This is a genomic window from Microbulbifer celer, assembly GCF_020991125.1.
Classification (GTDB): Bacteria; Pseudomonadota; Gammaproteobacteria; order Pseudomonadales; family Cellvibrionaceae; genus Microbulbifer; species Microbulbifer celer.
The window spans coordinates 2199699-2219157 of record NZ_CP087715.1; the positions used below are offsets into that span (position 1 = coordinate 2199699).

The following is a 19459-nucleotide window of genomic DNA, read 5'->3' on the forward strand; positions in this document are numbered from 1 at the left end:
ATCACGCCTCCGCCTTTTCCAGTGTGTCAAAATAGGCTGCCAGATTGCGCCCCAACTGCATCATATGTACCTGGTCTGGCCCGTCAGCAAGGCGGATGGTTCGCGCATAACTGTAGGCTTGAGCAAGGTGGAAGTCCTGCCCCAGCCCCGCAGCGCCATGAATCTGGATCGCGCGATCAATCACCGTACACGCCATTTGCGGGGCAACAATCTTGATCATGGCGATGAGGTCTCGCGCCGCTTTATTCCCGTGGCGATCCATCTTGTCTGCGGCTTTCAGGGTCAGCAGGCGCGCCTGCTCGATCTCACAGGCAGACTTGGCGATATCCTCGCGCACCGATCCCTGCTTGCTCATGGGGCGGCCGAATACCGTCCGCTGCTCGGCACGAGCAGCCATCATTTCCAACGCCCGCTGCGCCTGGCCAATCAAACGCATACAGTGGTGGATACGGCCGGGGCCAAGACGACCCTGCGCGATTTCAAACCCGCGCCCCTCACCAAGGATCAGGTTTTCTGCGGGTACGCGGACATTGCTGAATACGACTTCCGCGTGTCCTTCCGGCGCATCGTCGTAACCGAACACGGTCATCGGGCGCTGGATCTTTACCCCGGGGGTTTTGGTGGGAACCAGAATCTGTGACTGCTGCTGATGACGGTTCGGGTTATCCGGATCAGTCTTGCCCATCACGATCATGATGTCGCAACGCTTGTTCATCAGGCCACTGATATAGAACTTGTGCCCATTGATAACGTAGTCATCACCATCGCGCACGATTGAGGTTTCAATATTGGTCGCATCGCTGGACGCCACTCTCGGTTCAGTCATCGCAAATGCGGAGCGAATCTCCCCCCGCAGCAATGGTTCCATCCATTGCTTTTTCTGCTGCTCAGAACCGTACTGGGCCAGCACCTCCATATTACCCGTATCCGGGGCGCTACAGTTGAAGACTTCCGAGGCAAAAATTGCACGCCCCATTTCCTCCGCCAGCGGGGCGTACTCCAGGTTGTTCAACCCGGCTCCGTACTTTTCATCGGGCAGAAACAGATTCCACAAACCGGCATCTCGCGCCTTCTGTTTCAGCGCTTCCATGATCGGAGGTTCCCCCCAACGATCTTCCTGTAACTGCTGGTAATACGTGGCTTCTGCGGGGTATACATGCTCTGCCATAAAGGCCTGCAACCGCGCGAGCAGGTCCTGGACTTTCTCTGAATATTCAAAGTGCATAATTGATATCGCTTCAGCTGTAGGTGATAAATTCTTGCCGCTCGCGGCTTTCCAGATGGGGAACGTGATTGAAGCTGTGCAGACCAATGCCACTGCGCCCGGCAAAGAACCGGCTGACCGCGGTATTCTTGATCTGCATATTGAGCTCAGTCACGGTGTGCGCAGGCGCGCCGAGAATCTGCCGCACCATCATGGCGATGGCGCCGCCGGAACTGATCACGAGTGTTTTGCGCCCCTTGGGCTGGTTGCCGATAAGGCCGAGGGCACCTTCTACCCGCTGCTCGAATTCAGCCCAGGACTCTGCACCTACGATCTCGTTATTGGCCCAGGCGTGCATTGCCTTTTTGAGAAAGCGGTAATAGTCGGCGCGTTCGGACTTTTTCGCCGGCACCGACTGCGGGTCTCGCTCTCCGTAGGCCTGCATCACCCGCAGGAAATCGAATTCATTCAATTGGGGGGAAACTTCCAGGCTATCCGCCGTCAGTCCGAGTCCTTCACAAATCCCCGTAGCGGTTTCCCGGTGACGCCGTAAATCGCCACACAGAATTCGGTCAAAAGTGGCGCCATCTTCTGCAAAGTGCTCCCCCAACCAACGGGCCTGACGCCAGCCCAATTCAGAGAGCTGATCGTAATTGTCACTGCCAAAAGATGCCTGGCCGTGGCGAACCACAAATATTTCCGGCACGGATTCCCCCCCTTCTGCTAAGTCATCGGCACGCTCAGTTCGGCACTCTCGGTTTCACAACCCGGCATTACATCCCGGGTTATTCACGTATAGGCCTCTGTTAAGAGATAAAACTAACCACTGCGCATAGATCATCAAAGTTTATTATGCGAATATCCAATCATTCACAGTGCGAATGATTGGAGCCGATAGTCAGTACCGGGGCCTGGCGCCTCTCAAGTTCGGATTACTTATGCAACTACAACAGATTGACATGAACCTTTTTCCGGTGCTGGACGCGATTTATGCCACCCGCAACCTCACCCGTGCCGCAGAGCGCCTGCATATCACCCAGCCGGCGGTCAGCAACGCCCTGGCGAGACTGCGTCGCTCTCTCAATGACCAGCTATTCATCCGTACACCAGCCGGCATGAGCCCGACGCCGCTGACCGAGAGCATCATGCCGCGGGTCCAGCAGGCCCTGGCACTGCTCGATAGCAGCGTTACCGAGCATCAGGAGTTCGAACCAGCCAGTGCTGCCAGGACCCTGCGACTGTCAATGAACGACATGGCGGAAACCCTGTTGCTGCCGCGGCTGCTGGAACATCTGCAACACCGGGCACCGGGTATTTCTGTGGAGTCGTTCTATGTTCCGCGGGATCAGCTGGTGAAGGAGCTGGCGGCCAACAGCCTCGATTTTGGGCTGGACATCCCCATCGTTTCCGCAACCCAACTGGAACAACAGCGCCTGGTGGCGGACCGTTACCTGTGTATGCTGCGCCCGGATCACCCGCTGGCGCAGGCGGACAGCCTCAATCTGGAACAGTATCTGGCGCTCGAGCACATTCATGTCTCCAGCCGCCGCAGCGGGCCGGGGCTGGCTGATATCGCGCTGAACAAGCTCGGCCGACGACGCAAGGTAAAACTGCGTGTCCAGCACTACCGGGTAGCCCCTCTGGTGGTAATGAAAACCGACCTGGCCCTCACCGTACCCGCCAGCCTCGCCCGCCAGTACCCCGCCAAACTGTTCGAACTGCCATACCAGATACCACAGATGGACTGGCACCTGTTGTGGCATCGGAGCCAGCATGAAGATCCGGCAAACCGTTGGGTACGGGAGCAGCTGGTCGAACTGTTCTGCGGGCCGGGCGCCACGAATTAACCCCTCCAGCCGAAGCGAAGGTGCCGCCAGTAAGCGACATATATTAGTGCTCACTGCGTTGAAGCCACCGCAATCGGTCGAATCGGTCAGTGTCCCCTTCCCCCGCCCTTTGCTATCCTCCGGCAATCTATGCAAAAAGTTGCATATAAGCAGATTGCATATCCAGGCGACGACTAAGCGCAAACCACAAGAGAATGACCGTCATGTCACATTCCTATCCGCACTTACTGGCCCCACTGGATCTGGGGTTTACCCAGCTCAAGAACCGGGTACTCATGGGCTCCATGCATACCAACCTGGAAGAACATCCCGGCGGATTCAGCCGTCTTGCCGCGTTCTACGGCGAGCGTGCCCGCGGCGGTGTTGGCCTGATCGTGACCGGCGGTATCGCGCCCAACGAAGAGGGCGGTGTGTTCCAGGGCTCCTCCAAAATGACGACACCGGAGGAAGCCCAGGAACACCGGGAAATCACCGATGCAGTACACAAGGAAGGCGGCAAGATCTGCATGCAGATTCTGCACGCGGGCCGCTATGCCTATAACCCGGATCTGGTCGCGCCTTCCGCTATTCAGGCGCCGATCAACCCCTTTACCCCAAAAGCGCTGAGCGACGAGGAAGTCGAACAGCAAATCGACGACTATGTCCGCTGCGCTACCCTCGCCCGCGAGGCCGGCTACGACGGCATCGAAGTAATGGGTTCCGAGGGTTATTTCATCAACCAGTTCATCGTCTCGCGCACCAATCACCGCGATGATCGCTGGGGCGGCAGCTTTGAAAACCGGTCCCGTCTGCCGATTGAAATCGTGCGCCGCATCCGCGAAGCGGTGGGTAAAGAGTTCATTATTATTTACCGACTCTCTATGCTGGACCTGGTGGAAGGCGGCAGTGATTTTAATGAAGTCATTTCTCTCGGCCAGTCCATCGAAAAAGCCGGTGCAGATATCATCAACACCGGTATCGGTTGGCACGAAGCGCGGGTACCGACTATTGCCACCAGCGTACCGCGCGCGGCATTCAGTGAGGTGACTGCGAAGGTGAAGCAACACCTTTCTGTCCCCGTAATCACCAGTAACCGCATCAATATGCCGCAAGTGGGTGAGGACGTACTGGCCGCCGGCCACGCGGATATGATCTCCATGGCGCGCCCGTTTCTCGCCGATGCCGAATTCGTGAATAAGGCGGTAGAAAATCGCGCAGATGAGATCAATACCTGTATCGGCTGTAACCAGGCCTGCCTGGATCACACCTTTGAGCTGAAGCTCACCTCGTGCCTGGTCAACCCCCGCGCCTGTCACGAGACCGAACTGCAGTACCTGCCGACAGACAAACCGAAAAGCATTGCCGTAGTGGGTGCTGGCCCTGCGGGTCTCGCTGCTGCCACGGTTGCCGCCGAGCGCGGTCACTCCGTGACCCTGTTTGAAGCCGATGACAAAGTCGGTGGGCAGTTCAATATCGCCAAACAGATTCCCGGCAAGGCAGAATTCGAAGAAACCCTGCGCTACTTCAAGCGCAAGCTGGAGCTGACCGGTGTAGAAGTACACCTGAGTACCCCCGCGACCGCGGATAACCTGAAAGCATTCGATGAAGTGATCATCGCCACCGGCATTCAGCCGCGTACGCCACCAATCCCCGGTATCGAGCATGCAAAGGTAATGAGTTACCTGGATGTTCTGAAACACAAAAAACCGGTGGGTAAGAAGGTGGCAATTATCGGTGCCGGCGGTATCGGTTTCGACGTAGCCGAGTATCTGACCCACAGCGATGAACACGTGAGCGAACTGATCGCAAGCAGCAAAGAGGAATTCTTTGAAGAATGGGGTGTGGATATCGCGCTGGAAAATCGCGCTGGTCTCAAGGCCCAGGCCCCGGTTACCAGCCCGAGAGAGGTATTCCTGCTCCAGCGTAAAACTTCAAAGGTTGGCGCCGGCCTTGGCAAAACTACCGGCTGGATACACCGCTCCAGTCTGAAGCACCGCCAGGTGCGTAATATTGCCGGTGCACAGTACGAAAAAATCGATGACCTCGGCCTGCATATCCGGGTTGGCGATGAGACTCAGGTGCTGGATGTCGACAATATTGTGGTTTGCGCAGGCCAGGAGCCATTAAAAGCCTTGCACGAAGCGCTCTCAGGCATGGGCATTACCAGCCACCTGATTGGTGGTGCGTTTGAAGCGGCGGAACTGGATGCCAAACGCGCTATTGACCAGGGTTCTCGCCTCGCCGCCTCTCTCTGAACGAAGCCATCTGAACCGAGAGTATCTGGACCGAGAGTAATTGCTGGTCGCTCGCGGGGCCTCCCGGCCCCGCAATTGTTTGAAGCGCGGGATTTCTCTCGCTGAACTCTCACCTTTCCCGAAGTGCCTCTCCCGCCTGATTGAACGGCTTGATTAAATAGTCGAAAACTGTTTTTGATCCGGTTTTGATATCCACAGTTGCCACCATCCCGGGCACAATCGGGAACTCCTTACCCACATCATTCGTCAGTGCATGATTATCGGTAAGAATCTTTACGTGATAATAATAATCCCCGGGCTGCGTTTCGTCCTCGATGGTGTCTGGCGAGATAATCGTCACTTTTCCGTCCAGCCCACCGTAAACGGAGTAGTCATAGGCAGTAATTTTTACCTTTGCCTTTTGCCCAGGGTGGATATAGGCAATATCTCTTGGAGAAATCTTGGCCTCAATCAAAAGCCGGTCGTCCAGAGGAACAATTTCCAATAAGCGTCCGTTTGGAGGTATAACCCCGCCAATAGTGGTCACAGAGATGTCTTTGACAATACCCCGAACAGGTGACTTCAATGTCAACCGGGTCAATGAATCTGACCGCCCTATCACTACCGAGCTCAGCGCTTCAACTTCAGCGCTCACATTCGCCAGCTCTTCTCGGGCACTGACCATATACTGTGAACGCGTTTCTTTAATTTTAAGTTCCAGTTCAGACTTCTGGCGACTGAGGCGCAGTACTTCCACATTACTGGCAGCACCAGACTGGACCAGCTCTCGGGTAATAGCCAGCTCACTTTCCACCAGGTCAAGAGACTCTTTAAGGCTACCTAATGATTCACGCAGACTTGACTGCCGAGTTTGATAGAGCTTTCTCTCTTTTGAGATCAACTCCTCAAATGGCAGCAATTCCTTGGGGAAGGCTAACGGAATACCATTCACTTCCGCTGTCAAGCGCGCAGCGCTGGCAACTGCGGCACGGTATCTTGCTTTGCCTTCCTGCACATTGGATCGGATTTTCGTCGGATCCAATTGCGCGAGCACCTCCCCCTTCTCGACAATATCTCCTTCTATAACCCGCAACTCCTTCAGAATACCTCCTTCCAGAGACTGAATGATCTGTGCACGAGAGGTTGGAATCACCTTTCCCGCGCCGGTAGATACCTCGTCAACAATTGCGAAGTAGGACCACGTGATCAAACTCGCTATCAGCAAGAAAAAAAACCAGACGATACGCTTCGACTTTGTTAATCGAACGTCGTCAAACTCTTCACTGAAGTGCGCACCAGCATTCTGAAAGTCGGCCTCCAGGATTGCAATACTTTCCGCAGAGTAGACATCATCCGCCACATTACTGATCGCGGATGGCCGAGACGCGCTTTCACCATTCGATTCCTCACCGGGCTTACTACTGTTGGAACTATTTTGATATCTTTTCTCGTCTGCCATACGAACTCTCCCGGGATATCAGGTTACCTTTTCGCGACTCTTCGCTTCACGGGATGACTCTGCCAACTGTCTCAGCGCGGCATCTTTGGGCGCATCCAGAATTATTCTTCCGTTATCCACCACGATAATACGGTCAACCAACTGCAGTGTGCTGCTTCTATGCGTTGCCAGAACCAGTGTTCGCCCCTCGAGCCAACGCTGTAGCTTTGCTATGAAACGCTTCTCAGTCACTTCATCCAGAGAAGCGGTAGGCTCATCCAGCAGTACAATATTGGGCTCACGTATAAACAGCCGGGCAAGTAGCAATGACTGCCTCTGCCCACCTGACAGCCCAAGACCGCCTTCCAATATCTGATGATCGAGACCTGTAGGTAGCTTGCGGACAAACTCCAGAGCTCCTGACATGTCCAGTGCAGCTAGAATTTCACGGTCTGTCGCTCCTGGCGCACCCAGAGTTACATTTTCGCGGATGGTGCCGTGGAACAGCGCTGCATTCTGTGTCAGCAACCCGATATCCCGCCGCGTGTCCGCGGGGTCTATGTGTGCAAGACTGATACCTTCCAGGATGACTTCTCCACTGGCAGCCTCCAGCAACCCGGACAGCGCCTGAAGTAAGGTCGACTTACCGGCACCATTCCTGCCCAGTACTGCAACATTTTCCCCGGAGTTTATCCTGAGACTAGCAACTTCGAGGGCCGTGACTTCGCTGTGTGCGTCGTGTTTGAACGTCGCCTGCCGAATAGAAAAATTGCCAGTTATATTGGGTACATGGACCCTTTTACTGCCTTCAGGGTGATCGACCGGAAGCTGCATTATTTTATCCACGCCCTCCAGCGCAACTTTCGCCTGCTGCCAGCGGCTCAGAACCTGAGTGAGTTGTGCCATGGGGGCCATCATGCGGGAGCCGAGAATGGACGCCGCTACCAAAGAGCCCGTCGTCAGATCGCCGGCCATCACGAGCGGTGCACCGAGCAAGACAATGACAGCAAACACCGAAGATTGAACGTTGTGCGTCCACGTCACCAGTTTACCCACCAGGTTGCGAAGTTTGAGGTTGGCCTCCGCGGTTACCGCGTTGAAGTGATTCCACTGTTGCTGAAAGCGCTGCTCCGCCTGCAACCCCTTGATATCCTCCATCCCTTGTATGCTCTCGACCAACATCGCGTTACGCAGTGATGATTCCCGCATCGATTCAGCGGCGAGTTCCGCCAGCTTCCCTTGCGCAAGCAGCCCCGGCACCAGCAGCAGTACCAGCGCGCACAGAGGCACCAGCGCCAATGGCCCGGCGATGTACCACATGACGAAGAGAAACAGGAAGAAAAATGGCATATCCGCCATTCCCAGAACGGTGGTGGATGTCACCATTTCTCTGACACGTTCAAGTTCCCGAATCTGGGAAATAAACGTGCCGGTAGACTTTGGCTTACTGCTATTGCGCAGCCTGACCGCATGGCCGTACACCAAATCGGAAACCCGGACATCTGCGCGCTTGCCGAGCAGGTCCGTAATTCGCATCCGATTTACGCGCATGATGAAGTCGAATAGCACCGCGATCATCACGCCACTGAAGAGTACATAAAGCGTCGGTGTAGATTCTGCCGGTATTACCCGGTCGTATACCTGCTTGGAGAAAAGAATGCCCGCCAAAGTCAGAATATTGGCAATCGTTGTCGCGATGATTACGTGTCCATATGGCTTCAGATCACGAAGTACAATGGCTCGAAACCAGTGCTTTTCAGGTGGTTTTACATAATCATCGACACGCAGGTCGGACACGTTTTTCGAGGGACGCAGGACAACAACCGTGCTTACCTGTTCTTCCAGAATCGCGACCGTTGTCGAACTCGACGCGCCTTCATCACCACCAAAGGTGATTGAAACCTGCCCCTCGGCATCCACTCGCTCAAGAACACCGACCTGTCCACCCTTGAACTGAACAACGATGGGCAAACGCCAGGGACTGATCATGGAAGCATCAAACTGGGTAAAGCGTGCAACCAGTCCCGTTTGTCTGGCAATACTTCGTATTGCCCGCTCAGAGCCTCCATCTTTTACCAGCTGCGAAGAGATCCGCACATTTTCTGCAGAGTATTCAAGGCGATAGTGGTTCGCGACCGTTAGTATAGCGGCGAGCCAGGTGTTGTATTCACTACCGCTTCGATTTTGTTTACTCATGCCTGCTCTCCTGGAATCTCTTCTAGTGGTCCAAACCGGTAACGGCCCCTGCGATACTCTGGGGTTTGCCACCGAACACTCGAGAACTTCATGGAAGCACCTCTACCCCCTGAATGGGTCTACCCTCGAGATGAAAAGCGTTGCGAATTTCACCCACGGTATACAGGCAATCAACCTGCAACGTATACAGGTCAAATCGGGTATTCAGCTTTTCCATCCGGGCCTGATGCAATTCCTGCTCAGAATTGAGAAGTTCTACCAGTGTCCGAGTGCCCAGAGAGGAGTACTGCTTCTGGTAGAGCCTCCTGGTTTCAGCGATTGCATCCAACCTGGCATCGAGAATAGAGAGGCTCCGCTGCAACCCGGAGGTCTGGCTCTGCGCGACGCGCAGCTCGCGCTCTACGGATAGCCGGGCGTTATCCTTGGCGGCGGCAGCTGAGCGCATGGCGTAACTGGCGGCATCTTTATCCGCTGAAATCCTGCCCCCCTGATAGATCGGCATAGAGAGATTCAGAAATATCGCTTTTTCATTTTCATCCAACGCGTATGTATCCACGTACTCTTGATCCAGATAACGGTTAACACTGCCGTCTAGAGACAACGTCGGCCAGGAGGCGGCGCGCGCTTCTTTCAGCTGAGCAACCGCCGCCGCCCTTTCCGCCTCAGCAACCATGACTGCTGGCGAGGCGTTGACTTGAGAAGGTTCTACCATGCAACCGCTGGTCAGATTCGGGGGCACAGTCATTGAAAGAGTTACGGGGTGCTGCACCCCCATCAGATTCTGTAAAACGCTCTGCCAACGACTGAGTTGTGCCTGAATTTGCTGTCGTGTTGCCCGTGCAGACTCCACGCGCGCCTGAGACTGGAGAAGATCAGACCGGGAACTGACCCCCTTCTCGTTACGCATTCGCACCAGCCGCGAGATTTCCGAGACGCCCACGATCTGCTCATCAGCCGATTCCAGCTGCGCTTGGTACCGTTGAACTTCAATCGCAGCTTGCGCCGTGTCCAGCGCTACGCTATCGATCTGCTGCAGCACACGTGCCCGGGAGGCATTGGCCACAGCGGTAGCGGAATCGACACTGCCGGATATTTTTCCGAAGTCATAAATGACCTGGGAGACGTAGAGCTGCAATGCGTGTCCATCGCCATTTCCCTTCTTCTCGCTGTCGTATCCCCCGACCACATTCATGCTGAGCTGGGGGAAATACCCCGCCCGGGCAGAGCGGATATTCTGCTTTTGCTGACTCAGGACACTAACCGACTCTCCTATCGCGGGATGCCAGGACACTGCCCGCTGTACAGCTTCTGTGATATCAACTTTCCATCCGCTGCTACTGGCAGCCGCTGCGGTGACCGTTGGGCCTGAAACAACGCTGCTGTCATCTGAGGGGTCGCCCAACAACTGATCCTGGCTGATCACCTCCAAACTCTCTGCTTCACCTTGAGCAATTGCACAAACACTGGACATCGAAAGCAGAAGAACCAGAAGTGAATTCCGGACTGGTGTGTGTATACCTGCGGATCGCAGATGGACCTCTTTATAACTATGAATCCCGTTGAATTGGCGCACTTTTTTTCACTATTTTTGGGCCTGCCTCATGGTACTGACGCGAAAATCCGAGAACAGGCGTTTTAGTTGGCGCAATTAGTTTAGTCCAATAAAAAAGCACCGGACCCAATGATCCGGTGCTTCACGCGCCCACAATGCGGGCAATTCACTCTGGAGAGCTTCAGATATCCTGACTACCGCTTTGTGACCAGATATCCTGCATCGGATCATTCATCTCCGGCGGCAGCACATCGTGATGATCCTCGAGTGCTGCGACGTCAGCCTGCCCCCCATCAAGAAGATCACCCAGTCCCAAGTGTCCAAGATCATTCTCCTCAAAGTAATCTTCCAGAAGATCCTTGAGGTTGGGTAACGGATAGCCATGACCATCGCCAGGCGCCCCTTCATCATCGCAACCACACTCGCCGTGTCCATCTGAAAGCTGGATGACGCTTTCAAGGTGATCCTGGATCGCCTCTTCCAGGACCGTCTCGATCGCTTCTTCAAGCTCTGGACTCGGGCAGGTAGTCGTTCCAGAGGTATGCTCGTAGGCAATATCTATATCGACGTACAGATTGACCTCGCAATTCTCATCGCCCTGGGCCGGCTGTTTATCGATATCCGCCGCGATATCAACCTCGAACTCATGTCCCTGATAGTCGAACTCGAAACCGTACTCGAAGTCGCTATCGGAGTCTGAATCCGCGTCAGAGTCTGCATCGGCATCGCACTCAAGGTCGACATCAACTTCCACGTTGAAATCGCACTTCTTGTCGCAGTCGGCATCGGCGTCGGCATCCGCATCGGCATCGGCATCGGCATCGGCATCAGCGTCGGCATCGGCATCGGCATCGGCATCGGCATCGGCATCAGCGTCGGCGTCGGCATCCGCGTCGGCATCCGCGTCGGCATCGGCATCGGCGTCGGCATCTGCGTCGGCGTCGGCATCTGCGTCGGCATCGGCGTCGGCGTCGGCGTCGGCGTCGGCATCGGCATCGGCATCGGCATCTGCGTCGGCGTCAGCGTCGGCATCGGCATCGGCGTCGGCATCGGCATCTGCGTCGGCATCTGCGTCGGCATCCGCATCGGCATCGGCATCGGCATCGGCGTCGGCGTCGGCATCGGCATCGGCGTCGGCATCTGCGTCGGCGTCGGCATCTGCGTCGGCATCCGCATCGGCATCGGCATCCGCATCGGCATCCGCATCGGCATCGGCATCCGCATCGGCGTCGGCGTCGGCATCTGCGTCGGCATCGGCATCGGCGTCGGCGTCGGCGTCGGCATCGGCATCGGCATCAGCATCGGCATCGGCATCGGCATCAGCATCGGCATCTGCGTCGGCATCTGCATCGGCATCCGAATCTGCATCCGCATCGCTATCCGATGGAGGGGTAGGAGGGGAAGAAGGTGGGGGCAGATCACCGTCCGTCGGTTCTTGCGGGTTCAGGAATACCCTCTCACCGGGACCGGAGTCATCATCCAGGTTATGTGCCAAAATACCCAGTCCAATGGCCCCCAAGCCTCCCCAAATCCAGGGGAGCAGGCCATCATCGTCATCTTCTTCAGATGTCATATCCCCGAGATCACTAGCGGAGGTTACCTGGGCCAGCGAAAATAAGGCACCGTCCGGGCCAAGCTGTGCCAGCAAAACGTCATCTGTCCCAAGCTGCTGAAGAAACAGATTACTTTGCTTGCCATCGTCATTAAATGCGTAGAAGTTCTCTATTGTGACGACTTCTCCCGACTCCAGCGTGACAATCAAGTCTGCACCTAAGCGGGATACTGACTGAACCTCATCCTGCGCAAGCGATAACTTCACAAAGGCCGGTGAGTCGAGTACCACATTAGAGGTTTCGAACGCGGACAGTGCGCCGCTTAATTTATCTACAACCTGAGTTTGCATCCTACATACCTACTACGAATATTGATCTTCCTTGACCCCTTCAAGCTGGACCGTGTGTCACCCATCGCAGAAGTGGCGACACACCACTCAAATTGAGCAAAAAACACACGACCTTCAGCTTTGGTATGGCCGACTTATTTCAATTTTTCAAAGAATGCCCCCAGTTTCCACGCAAAATGAGATAAGTTACCTATCCGTTTCTCATCCCACCGGTTGCAGATAAATTACCAAGCTCTGATTAAACTTCTTTCGCCGTTGCTGTGTTCTGGTTCACTAACTCCCAGCTTGGACGGTTTGCTGTTTTACTCAACCGGTACAACATCAGAGCAACACCGCAAAGGAGGAAAGTCCCCCAATAAAGAACCGCGCCACTCCACCATTGCAGAACAATCCCGCCAATAAACGGCGCGGAAGACCAGCCGAGGGAGTAGAAAGACGACGCGCCAAAATAGCTCCCGCGCAAATGATCCGGTGCCATTTCATCGACTTGAACACTCATGGTCGGGAACAACACCGCCTCTGCCAGGCTGACAACAAAAGTGACCCACAACCAGCTCCAGTACCCTTCAACTGGCGACACCGCAAAGCCAACCTGACCAGCCGCCAACACCAACAGTCCGATCTTGATTCTCTCGGCGGTGGAGAAGCGCCGTAGAATCCGCAGCAAAGGAAACTGCAAAAAGACAATGGTTCCAGCATTAACCAGAATCATGGCGGAAATCAGCTCCACCAGCTTTGGCGCACCAGCCAAAGTCAGATATTGCACAAGGCTGGTGTCCATATGGGCGTAAATAAACAGCGTCAGCACGTTGGCCAGAATAATGATCAGAAAAACCTGATCCTGTTTGAGCACGCGTAATGTATCGCGAAAGCGATGTTCAGCTTGCCGCTTCAGCCTCAAACTCACACCGCTGGCAGTGTGAGAAAATGCCCACAAGAACCCAACCCACAGAAAGACGTAGCTGAGAGCTGTCAATGTGAATGTTGATTGTTGTGCACTGAGCCCCAGCCAGATGCCCACAATTGGGCCGAGTGCTGCACCCGCATTGACCAGGAAGTAGCGGAATTGCAATGCCAGTGCTCGGCGGGATCTATCAGGGATCAGATCGCCAAATAATGCACCGGCCGTGGGCTCCCAAATAGACCGCCCGATCGAGCTCAGAACGATAGGAACAATGATTTCCAGCAAGGTGTCCGCGTAAGCGAGCAGGAAGAACGACAGCGCATTGATTGCTGTACCGGTCAGCAGAATACTTCTGCGACCGTATCGATCGGACAGACTGCCCATATAAAACCCGAGCACAGCTGCCCCCATTGCGGAAGCACCGAGCACCGTACCGATTTCCGCCGGATCCAGGGAAAACTTCTGATGAAGCAGAATGGCCAGAAACGGCCACACCATATAGTAGGTGCCGCGGCCAAAGAAGCTGCCAATCAGTACCACCCACACCAGTGGTGGCCATGAAAACTGTGACCTTACCTGCGACCTTGTATAGGCGCTCTGCCACCACTTTCTATCCATACATCACCTCCATTTGAGTCCCTACACAGGATACGTGCAGGCAAAAAAAAACCCGGAAGGCGAACCTTCCGGGTTTTCTTCTGGAAGGTTTTCACCTTCCAGCACAAATGTGTTTCAGGTGTCAGGTTTTCAGTTTGCGAGCGACATAGCGAGTCTTGAGTGTACGGATAACCAGTGCAGACACAGTCAGCGCATGCAGAGCAATAGCACACCACATGATTGCACACACGGCAGCACGGCCCAGCAGCTGAGATTCTACACAGCGTTGCAGGGATTCGACGGTTGCGACCGGGTGGGTGAAATTCATGTGAAAATTCTAATCAATCAACTCAAACTGAAATTAAGCCATACAGAAAACGTGTGGCCCGTAATGAACCCGACTGTACCGAAACCTGTCCGGAAAGCGGATTACCTGACGAATTGCCATAAAGCAATCTAGTAATCATATAAGAGATTGCTAACGTTGCAAGCACCGTTCGCAATATTACTGGTAATTTAAAAATGATGGAGGTGAATATACAGCAGCTACACTGAGTCACTCTCGTCTTTACTGGGGGCACAGGTGCTCGGACAGATACATGGTCAACGAATGCCTTCAACGAAAACTGTCGCTACACCCGAATGTCTTTGCACCGCCAGCCACGCTCCGGTGGCACAGATACCAGGACTCCGCTATTTCAACGGTCAGTTAACGGCTCACATCCAGCAACCGCAAGCGCAGAAAATGTCCCTGATGAGGCCATTGGATCTCATCACCCACTTTCAGGCCCAGCAGGGCCGCCCCGGCAGGGGTGAGAATGGAGACGGCGTCGCTGACTGACTGTGCTTCGTGGGCGTGGGGCAGGGTCAGCACCCGTTCGTGCTCCTTGCCGGTGGCTTCATTGCGAAAACGCAGACGACTACCCAGGGTTACCACGTCTTTCGGCATGGCATCAACTTCGACAAACTGGGCGCGGGCCAGTTCATCGTAGAGATAATCGATTTGGTCCGAGTCGCCGTTGAAGTTATCCAGCATGGCAAAAAGGCGATCGCGGTCGGCAGTGCTGACGGTAATAGGGGGTAGTGTGTTCACGGTATTCTCCTGACGGTGTTATGAATGTGTCGCCGGGGCCGCCGAACCCCCGGTTTCTGTCGGGCGTTCGGCGTCAGGAGAGAAAGGCAGGGGTGCTCGCAACCAGGGCAGAAGCGCTGGCAGAGTGACAAGACATCAGGCCGTCATTGACGGCAACAATGGTACGAATCGGGTTCATGGCCTGAGATTAGCAGAGCCGGTTTTTTTGTCCAGCATTCTCTTCAGGCCGGCTCGCCCCGGTACAGCAGGTTTTCCAGTTCCCTGTCATTTTTAATCAGGTCTTCAAGGGTGTACTCGTCCAGTACCGCCAGGAAGGCCTTCTGCGCTTTCTTCAGTACATTTTTCAGCTTGCAGCCCGGTTCGATGGGGCAGGACGAGCTCGGGCCAAAGCATTCCAGCAGTTTCAGGTTTTCTGTTTCCCGAACCAGGGCGCCGACGCTGATGGCCGCAGGGGTCTCGGCCAGTACCAGGCCGCCACCACGGCCACGCAGGCTCTTCACATAACCCAGTTGCGACAGGGTCTGGGCCACCTTGGCCATATGGTTGACAGAAATGGCGTAGTCCCGGGCGATTTCCTGCACGGTCACCGGCCGCTCTCCCTCTTTCAACGCCAGATAAATGAGGGTGCGCAGGGAATAGTCGGTATGGGTGGAGAGTTGCATGGCTTGACCCGTTCAAAAGAGGTATCTAATATGCCTTTTAAAAACAGGCATGTAAAATACCACTTTAAGGAGGCAATCATGCTGACAGCGGACCAGGTGGCAGTGATCAAACAAACCGTTCCCGCACTGCAGGAAAATGGCGAGGTACTGACCCGGCACTTCTACGAGCGTATGTTCCGGGAAAACCCGGAGGTACTGGCGTTCTTCAATCCGGCCCATCAGCAGGCGGGCACCCAACAGCGGGCGCTGGCGGGGGCAATCTGTGCCTATGCGCAGCATATCGAGACCCCGGCAGCACTAGCGGATGCGGTGGAGCTGATTGCTCAGAAACACGTCTCCCTGGGGATTCAGGCCGAGCATTACCCCATCGTGGGTAAAAACCTGCTGGCCTCCATCCAGGAAGTGCTGGGAGAGGCGGCCACCCCAGAAATCATTGATGCCTGGGCGGCAGCCTATGGCGCGCTGGCTGACATCTTCATCAACCGGGAGCAGCAGATTTACCAGAACCAGAAAACGGACTTCGGCTGGACCGGCTTCAAGCGCTTTGTGGTCAAAAAGCGTGAAGCGGCCAGCGACAATATCATGTCCCTGTATCTGGTGCCGGAGGATGGCCAGCCGCTCCAGGCCCACCAGCCGGGGCAATACATCACCGTGCGGGTGAGCCCGGAAGGAGGCGAGCCGGTGATGCGGAACTACAGCCTGTCCAACCGCCCGGGAGTGGATTACTACCGGATCAGTGTGAAACGGGAACTGGCTGCTATGGATGAGGCGCCGAACGGGGTCTGTTCCAACCACCTGCACGACCGGATTGAGGAAGGGGGTATGCTGGAGCTGGCACCGCCCTGTGGCGCATTCACCCTGCAAAGCCCGGATGAAATACAACGTCCTCTGGTACTAATGGCCGGCGGTGTGGGTATCACGCCATTGCTGTCCATGCTGTATGCAGCCTTGGACGGGCAGCAGGGTCGGGAGATAATTTTCATCCAGTGTGCGCTGAATAATGCGGTACGGCCTTTCGGGGAAGAGCTGGCGGCATTGCAGCGTGACTACTCGAATCTGACCACCCACCTGCGCTTGAGCGAGCCGTCAGACAGTGACCGCGAACGGGGAGACTACGATAGCGAAGGTTTCCTGGATGCGGCGCTGCTGAGGGAATTGCTGGGTGAGCGCAGCGCAGAGTTCTATCTGTGCGGCCCGACCCCCATGCTGAAGCACACCTGGCAGCTACTGAAAGCACGCGGTGTGGACGAAGCAGATGTCCACTTCGAGTTCTTCGGCCCCGCCGGTGATCTCGCGGGCTGAGTCAGATATTGCTCGAGTCCCTATGGGCGTAAATAAACAGCTTCAGCACGTTGACCAGCATAGTGACCAGAAAAATCTGATCTCATTTGAGTACGCGCAATGTATCGAGAACGCAGCATTCAATGTGTCGCGTGTGATATTACGGTTTATTTACAAATTGTGGAGGGAAATGCAGCACCTATACTGAAGAACTCTCGTCATGATTTGGATAACAGGTGCGGAATCAGATACATGGTCAACGAACGCAACCCCAGGTTCGACGATAGGTCTTTATGTGAGAATCGCCGTCGCAGAAAACCCAATCAACCCGAACCCGCGCCACTACGGGTGCTCACCCCCGCCGGACCTATCCAGGGCAGATTCGCGCACTGCCCACACACTGAGACTCCTGTTCGCCAGTTTCTGGGGATCCCATATGCCGCCGCGCCTACCGGGGTGTTACGCTGGCAGCCGCCACAACCACTCTCCGCATGGAGCGCGCCTTTCTCTGCTTGCGAATATGGCAGACCGGCACCGCAAAGCCCTTCTCCCCTGTTTGAGGTTACTGCGGCGGATGGAACGCCACTGGATAACGAAGACTGTCTCTACCTGAATGTTTTTGCACCGCCAAATTGCAGTGACAAACCACTGCCGGTGATGCTCTGGATTCACGGTGGTTCTTTCTATCTCGGGGCTGCAAGTCAGTCCCTTTACTCCGGAAACACACTGGCCGCTTCCGGTCGCGCGATTGTGGTGACCACCAATTACCGTCTCGGTGCACTGGGCTTTTTGCGACTGTGCGATATCTCGGATGTCCCCGCGACCGGCAACGAAGGGCTGCACGACCAGCTCGCGGCGTTGCGATGGGTCAAAGAAAATATTAAAGCTTTTGGCGGGGACCCGGATAATATCACCCTGTTTGGTGAGTCTGCTGGCGCCATGAGTATCACCTGCCTGCTGGCTGCGCAACCCCTTGACGGACGGAAAAAGAAGGCGCGTTTATTTCACAAGGCGATTCTGCAAAGTGGTAACCCGGAGGCCCTGCACAAAGTTGACGATGCCAACGAGATCGCCAGCACTTTTTGCGATTACCTGCAAAAACTCACGGGTAACCGCAACCTGACGTGCGCGCCCGTCGCTGATATCCTGAAAGCGCAGGAGGCAATTATCGCCGACCCGCGCATAGAATCCCATTGGGGACAGCTGCCATTCAAACCCGTGTTGGATGGCGGCTTAGTCTCAACCTCCCCTCTTCAGGCAATACAGCAAGGAGCGGGGGCTGACATCACCCTGATGGCAGGCAGTAATCTGGAGGAGTGGAACCTGTTCAGTGCGGCGAGACCGGAAACCTTTTCTCTGGATGAGCAACAGATACGCACGCATTTGAAAAGACGCCTGCCATCGGGCCTGATTGATCCTTTGCTATCCCACTATCATCAGCGCGCTGCCGCCATGGGTAGCAGCCCCTGGCCCTTATGGAGCAGAGCTTGGAACCAGCTGCTCACCGATATGACATTTACCCTGCCGGGACTGAGACTGCTCAGTGCCCACCGGGGAACCTGCTATCACTACCAGTTTACTCAGCCACTCACTGCACAGCCGGTACTGGGCGCCTGCCATGCCGCAGAGCTAGGCTATGTGTTTGGCACCCATCATGAAGAGGAACTCGCGCATTTTTATGGTGCGGAATCCAACCCCCACCATCTAAGCAGTGCGATGCGCGAGGCATGGCTGAGCTTTGCTGAGACCGGCAGCCCGGGGGATGACTGGCCCTCATTTGACCGCGGTGGTAGCTGGCACTTCGGAGACCACCCATCAGGCCACAGGGTCGATATCCATCAACTCACGGCACTCTGGCAATCACTGGAAGACGAACATTTACGCGGCTACTTGTGAGAGGTTCCCGGCTTGCAACCCCCGGTTTACATCACGGTATACTGGTACTGAACAAGTCACGGAGCACGTATCTTGCACAGAATCATACTCATACGCCATGGCGAAGCCGCGAAATCCAATACGGATGCCGACCCTAGACTGACCGAGCTCGGCCAGCAACAGGCGCACGAACTGGCAAGTTGGCTTGACTCAGAATTTCCCGGCGGTAGTGGTGTAAAGCTGGTGTCCAGCCCTAAAGCCCGCGCCCTTCAGACTGCGTTCCCCACCGCGGATCGCTGGCAGTGCGAAGTACGGGAAGAGCCGGCGGTGGTAGAGGTTCCATCGCCACAGGGGGTCGGACTGGCAAAGCGCGGCCACTGGATTAAGCAATTATTGGCGGGCTCGTGGAATACTCTCGAGCCCGCGCAGCAGGTGTGGCGAGAAGGCCTGATAAATTATCTGAAATCTCACCAAGACAGCAACCACCACGTAAGCCTGGTGTTCTGCCACTTTATGGTGATCAACGCTGTTGTGGCGGCCCTGCGTAATGACGACAAGGTTGCCCAGTTTTATCCAGATTATACGTCGTGTACAGAACTTGCCCTGAAAGACGGGGATCTGGAGATTGTGAAACTGGGCCGTGAGCGTACGCAGGAAAAGAACCGGATTCAGTAAGTCCCGCCGGTACCACGTC

At 55.4% G+C, this 19459-nt stretch carries 15 protein-coding genes; 5 read left to right on the forward strand and 10 right to left on the reverse strand.

The annotated features are described in order from the left end of the window. Position 1: 1 nt before the first annotated feature. Both LPW13_RS09270 and LPW13_RS09275 read right to left on the reverse strand, forming a co-directional pair. Positions 2-1225, reverse strand: a complete 1224-nt coding sequence (locus LPW13_RS09270) for an acyl-CoA dehydrogenase family protein (RefSeq protein WP_230434831.1) — start codon at positions 1223-1225, stop codon at positions 2-4. Between the two features lie 13 nt (positions 1226-1238). Next, on the reverse strand, positions 1239-1910 hold the full coding sequence (locus LPW13_RS09275) for a histidine phosphatase family protein (RefSeq protein WP_230434833.1): 672 nt from the start codon (positions 1908-1910) through the stop codon (positions 1239-1241). 232 nt (positions 1911-2142) lie between these two features. Here LPW13_RS09275 and LPW13_RS09280 point away from each other — a divergent pair, with 232 nt between their 5' ends. Both LPW13_RS09280 and LPW13_RS09285 read left to right on the forward strand, forming a co-directional pair. After that, positions 2143-3051, forward strand: coding sequence for a LysR family transcriptional regulator (locus tag LPW13_RS09280; RefSeq protein WP_230434834.1), 909 nt, complete (start codon positions 2143-2145; stop codon positions 3049-3051). Between the two features lie 203 nt (positions 3052-3254). After that, positions 3255-5285, forward strand: a complete 2031-nt coding sequence (locus tag LPW13_RS09285; protein WP_230434836.1) for an NADPH-dependent 2,4-dienoyl-CoA reductase — start codon at positions 3255-3257, stop codon at positions 5283-5285. A 109-nt stretch (positions 5286-5394) separates the two neighbouring features. Here LPW13_RS09285 and LPW13_RS09290 read toward each other — a convergent pair whose 3' ends face one another. From LPW13_RS09290 to LPW13_RS09330, 8 genes are all read right to left on the reverse strand, one after another. Further along, on the reverse strand, positions 5395-6723 hold the full coding sequence (locus LPW13_RS09290; protein WP_230434838.1) for an HlyD family efflux transporter periplasmic adaptor subunit: 1329 nt from the start codon (positions 6721-6723) through the stop codon (positions 5395-5397). 18 nt (positions 6724-6741) lie between these two features. Then, on the reverse strand, positions 6742-8898 hold the full coding sequence (locus tag LPW13_RS09295) for a type I secretion system permease/ATPase (RefSeq protein ID WP_230434840.1): 2157 nt from the start codon (positions 8896-8898) through the stop codon (positions 6742-6744). Between the two features lie 88 nt (positions 8899-8986). After that, positions 8987-10471, reverse strand: a complete 1485-nt coding sequence (locus tag LPW13_RS09300; protein ID WP_230434842.1) for a TolC family outer membrane protein — start codon at positions 10469-10471, stop codon at positions 8987-8989. A gap of 160 nt (positions 10472-10631) precedes the next feature. After that, positions 10632-12353 (reverse strand): BapA/Bap/LapF family prefix-like domain-containing protein, encoded by a 1722-nt coding sequence (locus tag LPW13_RS18205; RefSeq protein ID WP_277611123.1) that lies wholly within the window; start codon positions 12351-12353, stop codon positions 10632-10634. Positions 12354-12591: 238 nt separating this feature from the next. Further along, positions 12592-13875 carry an MDR family MFS transporter gene (locus LPW13_RS09315; RefSeq protein ID WP_230434843.1) on the reverse strand — a complete coding sequence of 428 codons (1284 nt, stop codon included), beginning with the start codon at positions 13873-13875 and terminating at the stop codon, positions 12592-12594. 121 nt (positions 13876-13996) lie between these two features. Then, entirely contained in the window at positions 13997-14182 is a 186-nt protein-coding gene (locus LPW13_RS09320; RefSeq protein ID WP_230434845.1) for a hypothetical protein, read from the reverse strand. Positions 14183-14563: 381 nt separating this feature from the next. Beyond that, the gene (gene rnk / locus LPW13_RS09325; protein WP_230434847.1) at positions 14564-14947 is read right to left on the reverse strand and encodes a nucleoside diphosphate kinase regulator; all 384 of its coding nucleotides are present in this window, start codon (positions 14945-14947) and stop codon (positions 14564-14566) included. A 221-nt stretch (positions 14948-15168) separates the two neighbouring features. Continuing rightward, positions 15169-15609, reverse strand: a complete 441-nt coding sequence (locus LPW13_RS09330) for an RrF2 family transcriptional regulator (protein WP_230434849.1) — start codon at positions 15607-15609, stop codon at positions 15169-15171. A 78-nt stretch (positions 15610-15687) separates the two neighbouring features. On the opposite strand from LPW13_RS09330, the gene hmpA reads away from it, so the two are divergent. The 3 genes from hmpA (at position 15688) to LPW13_RS09345 (ending at position 19440) form a co-directional block, all read left to right on the forward strand. Then, the gene (gene hmpA / locus LPW13_RS09335; RefSeq protein WP_230434850.1) at positions 15688-16911 is read left to right on the forward strand and encodes an NO-inducible flavohemoprotein; all 1224 of its coding nucleotides are present in this window, start codon (positions 15688-15690) and stop codon (positions 16909-16911) included. A 327-nt stretch (positions 16912-17238) separates the two neighbouring features. After that, complete coding sequence (locus LPW13_RS09340) at positions 17239-18786, forward strand: carboxylesterase/lipase family protein (RefSeq protein WP_230439180.1); 1548 nt, start codon at positions 17239-17241, stop codon at positions 18784-18786. Between the two features lie 72 nt (positions 18787-18858). Further along, the gene (locus LPW13_RS09345) at positions 18859-19440 is read left to right on the forward strand and encodes a histidine phosphatase family protein (protein ID WP_230434852.1); all 582 of its coding nucleotides are present in this window, start codon (positions 18859-18861) and stop codon (positions 19438-19440) included. Positions 19441-19459: the final 19 nt, after the last annotated feature.

Bases quoted from the DNA above. Each gene is read 5' to 3' on its own strand.
- LPW13_RS09270 (WP_230434831.1), bottom strand. From the start codon at position 1,225: ATGCACTTTGAATATTCAGAGAAAGTCCAGGACCTGCTCGCGCGGTTG.
- LPW13_RS09280 (WP_230434834.1), top strand. From the start codon at position 2,143: ATGCAACTACAACAGATTGACATGAACCTTTTTCCGGTGCTGGACGCG.
- LPW13_RS09285 (WP_230434836.1), top strand. From the start codon at position 3,255: ATGTCACATTCCTATCCGCACTTACTGGCCCCACTGGATCTGGGGTTT.
- LPW13_RS09290 (WP_230434838.1), bottom strand. From the start codon at position 6,723: ATGGCAGACGAGAAAAGATATCAAAATAGTTCCAACAGTAGTAAGCCC.
- LPW13_RS09295 (WP_230434840.1), bottom strand. From the start codon at position 8,898: ATGAGTAAACAAAATCGAAGCGGTAGTGAATACAACACCTGGCTCGCC.
- LPW13_RS18205 (WP_277611123.1), bottom strand. From the start codon at position 12,353: ATGCAAACTCAGGTTGTAGATAAATTAAGCGGCGCACTGTCCGCGTTC.
- LPW13_RS09315 (WP_230434843.1), bottom strand. From the start codon at position 13,875: ATGGATAGAAAGTGGTGGCAGAGCGCCTATACAAGGTCGCAGGTAAGG.
- LPW13_RS09320 (WP_230434845.1), bottom strand. From the start codon at position 14,182: ATGAATTTCACCCACCCGGTCGCAACCGTCGAATCCCTGCAACGCTGT.
- LPW13_RS09330 (WP_230434849.1), bottom strand. From the start codon at position 15,609: ATGCAACTCTCCACCCATACCGACTATTCCCTGCGCACCCTCATTTAT.
- hmpA (WP_230434850.1), top strand. From the start codon at position 15,688: ATGCTGACAGCGGACCAGGTGGCAGTGATCAAACAAACCGTTCCCGCA.